The organism is Leclercia sp. EC_58 (assembly GCF_019584355.1).
GTDB lineage: Bacteria > Pseudomonadota > Gammaproteobacteria > Enterobacterales > Enterobacteriaceae > Enterobacter.
The window spans coordinates 456,352-462,424 of sequence record NZ_VDAM01000001.1; the positions used below are offsets into that span (position 1 = coordinate 456,352).

The following is a 6,073-nucleotide window of genomic DNA, read 5'->3' on the forward strand; positions in this document are numbered from 1 at the left end:
TTTTTATATACAGTATTTTTTATGAAGGTGTAGATCAAGGTGGTTTACAAGATAGGCTGCTCTGTTCTTAATCGATGAAAAGCGCAGGTGAAATTCCAAAGCGCGCTGCCAGCGCTTTGATATGGTCTAATGATAATTTACGCTCGCCTTTAAGCACGCGAGATACCATCGATTTTCCGCCAATCTCCGGTAAGTCGGAGAATGTTAAATCATGTTGGCTTATAAGAGTGCGTAATACCGCAACGCCTGTAGGGATCGCGGCTAATCGCGCGTTAAATTCTGCATATTCCGGCGCGGTACTTTCGTATTCTTTAATTTTCGCAGCGACGATCTCAAAGAGTGGGTTGTCTGTATCGTTCGCGTCGAAAAGATTTTCTACAAATTCCAGCGCGGCGGCGTGCTGTTCTTCGGTATGAATCCCAGCGATGAAAGGCGCAACGGCAAAAAGCGCCGCGCCTGCTTTAGTGATTTCTGGCATGTTCATTTTATCTTTCCTTTCTTCGCTTTGGCGTTGAATACGTCATACTCTTTATGAGTAAAAATACCTTTTACGAAAACGATTTGATTAACAAAGTCGATTTTCAAAACAGCTCGCCATTCGTTATGACCGATATCGATAATGTAGTGTCTATTCAGATCCTTATGGTTGTCCAACGAGCGGAAAAATTTTCTTAGGTCTTCCGGCGTTGCGAAAGAGCCCTTTTCTATCGTCTTAGCCATTTCGATAAGCTCAGCAGCCGCGCGCGGAAATTTTTCTGCTGCCTCCCTGATCGTCTTCCTTGAAATTAAGTGCATTTCGAGCGCTCTGTGTTGTCTGTATGTCAACAGAATATCTTTTTGTTGCCTAATGGTCAACTTTATGCGCACAAAAAACCGCCCTTTGTGGGGGCGGTAGAGCTCCGGGGAAAGTTCGGCTGCGACCCTCTCGCACCAGGACGCAGGTACCAGCGGATTTTCTGTCGCCTTGCTGCGAACGGTATAGTAATACTCATCCATAGGGGCGTGCTGCGTGTCGTAGAAATAGCCCTCGTTCAGGTACGCTTCGGACACCATCAGCAGGCGGTTGTCCTCTTCAGTGAGGCCCCCCAGCAGCGCCTTCAACGCCGAATCGGGTATCCGACCTGAGCCTTTATCCCGACACGTTTCATCAGTCGCCAGACTCTGTTGACTCCGCACTGTTGCCCGCTGTCCCGCAGATCCAGATGGATCTTGCGATAACCATAGACGCATCCCGATTCCAGCCAGAACTGTTTAATCTGTCCTGTCAGTCTCAGGTCTGCCCGATGGCGTTGTGAATGCGGCTGCTGAAGCCATGCGTAAAAGCCACTGGGATGAACATCCAGCACCCGACAGAGCAGGCGAACAGGCCAGCAACGGGCGTTATCACGGATAAAGGCGTACCTCAGTCGGACAGTTTTGCGAAGTACGCCGCGGCTTTTTTTAATATGTCCCGTTCGTCAGTAACCCGCTTCAGCTCTTTCTGGAGACGGCGGATCTCGGCCTGAGCATCTGACTGTTCTTTATGAGTGGAGGAATCCGGACCGTACTTCTTTATCCAGGCGTAAAGGCTGTGGGTGGTGATATCGAGACGTGTTGCAACGCTGGAAACAGAATAACCACGATCAACAACCTGTTTGACTGCTTCAATTTTAAACTCTTCGGGATAACGCTTACCGCTCATGGGCACCTCTCTTTAAGCCATCTTAAATGACTCTGAGGTGTCTGTTAAACCCGTGGCGATTCATTTTTCCCAGTGATGCCAAACACTGGTCCCCTGAGAACTATGTATGTCTATCAGCTGGAGGTCATATGTCTTTACGTGGTACTGGAGAGTTTGTCCGTGACAGCATAATGGCTAATCGTCTGGCATTTAATGCACATAAAGAGCTTTATCATTTTCTTATGGCCGCTAATCAGTACGGCTTAAAAGCTATTGTAGATGAAACGACAACTTTGCTAATGGAAAGGGGTTATGACTATTTGTCTGCGATCAACATGTCGGTCTCGCGGGCAAATTATTTATTTGAACTAGCAAAAGGCGAACAGAGGATTTATCAGGAGGTTAGAGGCCGCCTGGATAATTCTGGTGGTTTTCCCAGCGACGCCCCTTCACCAGATTGGCCAATATAGCATCCAGATGTAGCCCCGCTTGGACGGGGCTTTCGTTATTACTTCCGAGTATTCCAATCATTAACTACTGATTGCATTGCCTTTTCATACTCTGAAAGCGCTTCCGCCTCTGTTCGCATCAAAGATGCCGTTTCGTGATATTCTCCTTTCATTGATGCCCCACAGCAACACTCGATCCAAAACACTGCAGTGCTGGTGATATTGCTGAGTTCCAAGTTATCTTTTTCCCCGCAAAAAGGGCATGGCTTGAGGGTGTGACCATAATGTGAACCGTCATCCGAATAGCTCCCGCTATAGTCACCGGGAAGGCCATAAATTTGAATTTTTTCAGCACTGCCACACATTATTATGTTCTCCTATCGCTGTGTTACTTCAACCAACCTGTCTGCCAAAATTTTACAGAGCGCGGACTCAATTTTTTCTCTAGCCCGTCCTGCCAACAATACAATCTTAATGTATTCAGTGCAGTATTAATTGCGATCCATGCCAGTCGCTGGGAAGAATCTTAGTCACAACACTAAAAAACGAGCAGGAACGTTTAAATAGGGTTTACTCAAAAACTCAAATGAGTAAAAACACATTTATTCATTTACACATTCATTGTGATGCGATAAGGTTGGCACTCAAAAACTCATAACAGTAAATACTCATTTACTCATGAGAGTAAATGTAATGAAAAATGAGGCGCTAAATGAAAGTTATCTCTTTTCTGAATCCTAAGGGCGGAAGCGGTAAAACTACCGTGACAATCAACGTTAGTACCAGCATTGCAAAAAAACATCGCGTAGCAGTTGTCGACACAGATCCACAGCAAAGCCTGGCTAACTGGAACAAAGCAGAAAAAGCAAACTTCGATGTTTTTACTGCAGCATCTGAGAAAGATGTCTATACCATCAGAAAAGAACTGGCGGACTATGACTATGTCATCATCGATGGTGCTGGCGCTCTTTCTGTTATAACTGCAGCTGCTGTGATGGTTAGTGACTTGGTCATCATTCCGGTTACGCCGTCACCTCTTGATTTTTCTGCCTCGGGTGCAGTTATCAGTGTTCTTGAAGCACAGTCGTATAACAGACCGGTAGAATGCCGTTTCCTTATTACTCGCAAAATCGAGCAAGCAACAATGCTCACTGTGTTACGGGAAAGTATCGCTGCAACAGGTATCGCTTCCTTAAAGACTGCAATCACGCAGCGGCAGAGCTACGTTAAATCTGTGCTTGATGGCGAAACTGTATTTGATACCAACGATGGTGCAGCGAAAGGCGAGATAGAAGTTCTGGCAGGTGAAATCCTCAAGTTAGTTGATTAAATACACATTTACACATAAACTCAAATGAGTAAATGTGTATTGGAGTAATTCGATGAGTTTAATAAAGCAGAATCGCAATCAGCCACCACCTGCAAAGGTGATGACTTTCGGTGAAAACAGAGACTTAAATAAAGTCATTTCGACAGCTCCCGCGGCTGTACAAAAGCGTGTGAACTTCAACATGCCAGAAGATAAACATCAAAGACTGAAAGCCGCATGTGCTCGAAAAGGAGCATCGATTTCTGACGTGATGAATGACCTTGTCGATGCATGGCTAAAAGATAATGAGTAAATGAGATTTTACTCCTAAACTCATTTACTCAAATGTTCATCGGGCTATTTGTCTACGCTTATCTAAATTGGGTTATGGTCAATGTTAGTTAACAAACCAAGAACTACGAGTCCGGTTCGAAGGATACAATCGTAGTGCTCGCCACAGCCTGTGACCGGGTTTGCCCGCGAACAGGCGAGGAAGCGCAATTGCTTAAGGATCTAAGGTAGCACTTACGCTCGAAACACGACCTTGCATATGCTTCTGTAGCATCATGATTACTATCAATTTTATCCACATATCCAACGGATAGATCAATTATTCAGATCAATATATAGATCATGTAAGTACAAAAGAGATCACCCTTTCTATAAGCATATGATCCATAATTAAAAAAATAGGATCCTGACGGTTACTTTCATAAGAAAAGCGGTTACTTTCATGACCGTAGCGTTTACTTTCATAACTGAGGCGGTTATTTTCATAACCTAGATGCGGTTACTATCATAATCATGGCTGCTTTTACTCACTGGATGTGGATAAATGGAAAATTCTGAAGCGCAGCAAAGTCCTTTTGCTATCAACAAGAAAGATTCTGGAGAAAGTTATGAACTGACTCCGAACAGTAATAAGACAGTTCAGCCTGTAGCTCTGTTACGTCTTAGCGTGTTTACTCCTGTGTCGCCAAAGGAAAAGGGAAAACGCGATTTTCTGATTGATGCTTCTGAAGAACTATCCAGCCTGGAGGTGGCTCGACAGGAAGGCTATACCAACATCAAAATTCAGGGCGCAAAGCTCGGCATGTCAACTGACTTTAAAACCTGGATTGGCATCATTTCTGCTTTCTCCAAGTACGGATATACTGCGGATAAAATTTGTCTGCCGTTCTCTGAGTTTGCGAGGATGTGCGGCCTCCGGCCAACAGACATCAATGGGCGTGCCCGTAACCGGTTAAGTGAGGCGCTGTTTAATCTGTCCAGCGTTACTCTCTCGTTTCGTAGCCAGGATGGAAAGCGCAGCCTCGTTACCCACCTTGTGCAGCGTGCCCAGCTGGACATGGATACTAATATGGTCGAATTAGTCGGTGACCCAAGCCTCTGGGAATTATATCGCTACGATCATAAGGTTCTGCTTGGTCTGAAAGCACTCTCGGCACTCTCACGTAAGGAGTCTGCTCAATCTCTCTATGTCTATTTCGAAAGCATGCCAGCAGGTACGCTGTACGTCTCTATGAAGCGTCTACGTGAAAGGCTTGCTATGGAATCTCAGGTTAAAGACCAGAATTCAACCATACGACGTGCGATGAAGGATCTGAAGGGCATTGGTTATCTTGATTACAACGAAACCAAAAAAGGTCGGGAAATCATGTTCATTGTTCATAACCGCTCGCCGCGACTCGCGTTGACCGTCGCGTGAAGGCGGTCACATTCATAACAATGACGCTACAAGGCGGTCATATTCATAATATTCCAATTAAAAGCGGTCGTTTTCATAAGTGCAGTCTATTCTGAGGGCTTTACGCCGGTCAGATGAGCCGAGTTTTATGAACGCAGCGATACCTTATCTATGATCATGTTATGAAAGTAACCGCCAGTTATGAATGCTCCCGCCCATTTATGATAGTGACCGCTTTCCGTTGGATGTTAGTTAAGCCATTTTTAACGTGAACAAGGCTAACGATTGCCGCGCAGGAGCTGCAGCGCATCCTGAGTATCGAGTGAGAACCGGACCTGCTGACTGGCGGCCACATCGAGCGCAAAAATTTTCGTATACACCTCAGTCGACTCAAACTTCTCGTGCCCCATCAGGCCCTGGAGAACCTTCGGATGAACATGGCCATATAACAGGTGCATCGCGAAGCTGTGTCTGAACGTGTGCGGGCTGACCGGAATACTGAATCTCACCCCGTCCCGTTCTGCTGCCTCGACGGCACGCTCAAGCCAGTTGCGCACCGTGCGGTCGGTAACGCCCCAGACCGGCATGGCCCGGCGTTCACCTGTTAGCTTGTCGTCCTCGAATCTTTCCCGCGTGCTCGCAAACAGCCGACGCATTTCATCCACGTATCCGGGATCTGACAGCGGGATCACCCGGTTCGCACTTTTTCCCTTTTTCGGGCGACCGCCAGCTGTGCGGCGTTGTTTAGCCGTACGGACCACCACGTGCGGGATCTCATCATTGAGGTGAAAGTCCCTTCTTCTGAGTGCCAGTGCTTCGTTGAGGCGTGCGCCGGTGTTCCACAGCGTGTTAATTGTCAACAACGGGTAAAAAGTGATCCACTTACCGCCACCACCAACGGTTTAATATTGATCCACCTTGTTTACTCAGGATTAGCTTCAGCGATAACCCCGGCCTTTCGTTTCTGC

At 46.4% G+C, this 6,073-nt stretch carries 8 protein-coding genes and 1 pseudogene; 4 read left to right on the forward strand and 5 right to left on the reverse strand.

Features of this window, described 5'->3' with window-relative positions; genetic code table 11:
• Positions 1–67: 67 nt before the first annotated feature.
• From FHC51_RS02255 to FHC51_RS02265, 3 genes and pseudogenes are all read right to left on the reverse strand, one after another.
• On the reverse strand, positions 68–484 hold the full coding sequence (locus tag FHC51_RS02255; RefSeq protein WP_114388500.1) for a type II toxin-antitoxin system HigA family antitoxin: 417 nt from the start codon (positions 482–484) through the stop codon (positions 68–70).
• On the reverse strand, positions 481–1,230 hold the full coding sequence (locus FHC51_RS23150; protein WP_375373802.1) for a type II toxin-antitoxin system HigB family toxin: 750 nt from the start codon (positions 1,228–1,230) through the stop codon (positions 481–483). The genes FHC51_RS02255 and FHC51_RS23150 overlap by 4 nt, the downstream gene beginning before the upstream one ends.
• Positions 1,113–1,681: pseudogene (locus FHC51_RS02265) on the reverse strand (IS3 family transposase); the annotation flags it as partial. The gene FHC51_RS23150 and the pseudogene FHC51_RS02265, both read right to left, overlap by 118 nt.
• Before the next feature lie 128 nt (positions 1,682–1,809).
• Between FHC51_RS02265 and FHC51_RS02270 the strand changes: the two are divergent.
• Positions 1,810–2,130 (forward strand): hypothetical protein, encoded by a 321-nt coding sequence (locus FHC51_RS02270; protein ID WP_114388503.1) that lies wholly within the window; start codon positions 1,810–1,812, stop codon positions 2,128–2,130.
• 38 nt (positions 2,131–2,168) lie between these two features.
• Here FHC51_RS02270 and FHC51_RS02275 read toward each other — a convergent pair whose 3' ends face one another.
• On the reverse strand, positions 2,169–2,474 hold the full coding sequence (locus tag FHC51_RS02275; RefSeq protein WP_114388504.1) for a Lar family restriction alleviation protein: 306 nt from the start codon (positions 2,472–2,474) through the stop codon (positions 2,169–2,171).
• A 347-nt stretch (positions 2,475–2,821) separates the two neighbouring features.
• On the opposite strand from FHC51_RS02275, the gene FHC51_RS02280 reads away from it, so the two are divergent.
• From FHC51_RS02280 to FHC51_RS02290, 3 genes are all read left to right on the forward strand, one after another.
• Positions 2,822–3,439, forward strand: coding sequence for a ParA family protein (locus tag FHC51_RS02280; protein WP_114388505.1), 618 nt, complete (start codon positions 2,822–2,824; stop codon positions 3,437–3,439).
• Between the two features lie 52 nt (positions 3,440–3,491).
• The gene (locus tag FHC51_RS02285; RefSeq protein ID WP_114388506.1) at positions 3,492–3,731 is read left to right on the forward strand and encodes a plasmid partition protein ParG; all 240 of its coding nucleotides are present in this window, start codon (positions 3,492–3,494) and stop codon (positions 3,729–3,731) included.
• 522 nt (positions 3,732–4,253) lie between these two features.
• Complete coding sequence (locus FHC51_RS02290; RefSeq protein ID WP_114388507.1) at positions 4,254–5,126, forward strand: RepB family plasmid replication initiator protein; 873 nt, start codon at positions 4,254–4,256, stop codon at positions 5,124–5,126.
• A 257-nt stretch (positions 5,127–5,383) separates the two neighbouring features.
• On the opposite strand, the gene FHC51_RS02295 is transcribed toward FHC51_RS02290, so the two are convergent.
• Positions 5,384–5,968 (reverse strand): tyrosine-type recombinase/integrase, encoded by a 585-nt coding sequence (locus FHC51_RS02295; RefSeq protein WP_255584730.1) that lies wholly within the window; start codon positions 5,966–5,968, stop codon positions 5,384–5,386.
• Between the last annotated feature and the right edge of the window lie 105 nt (positions 5,969–6,073).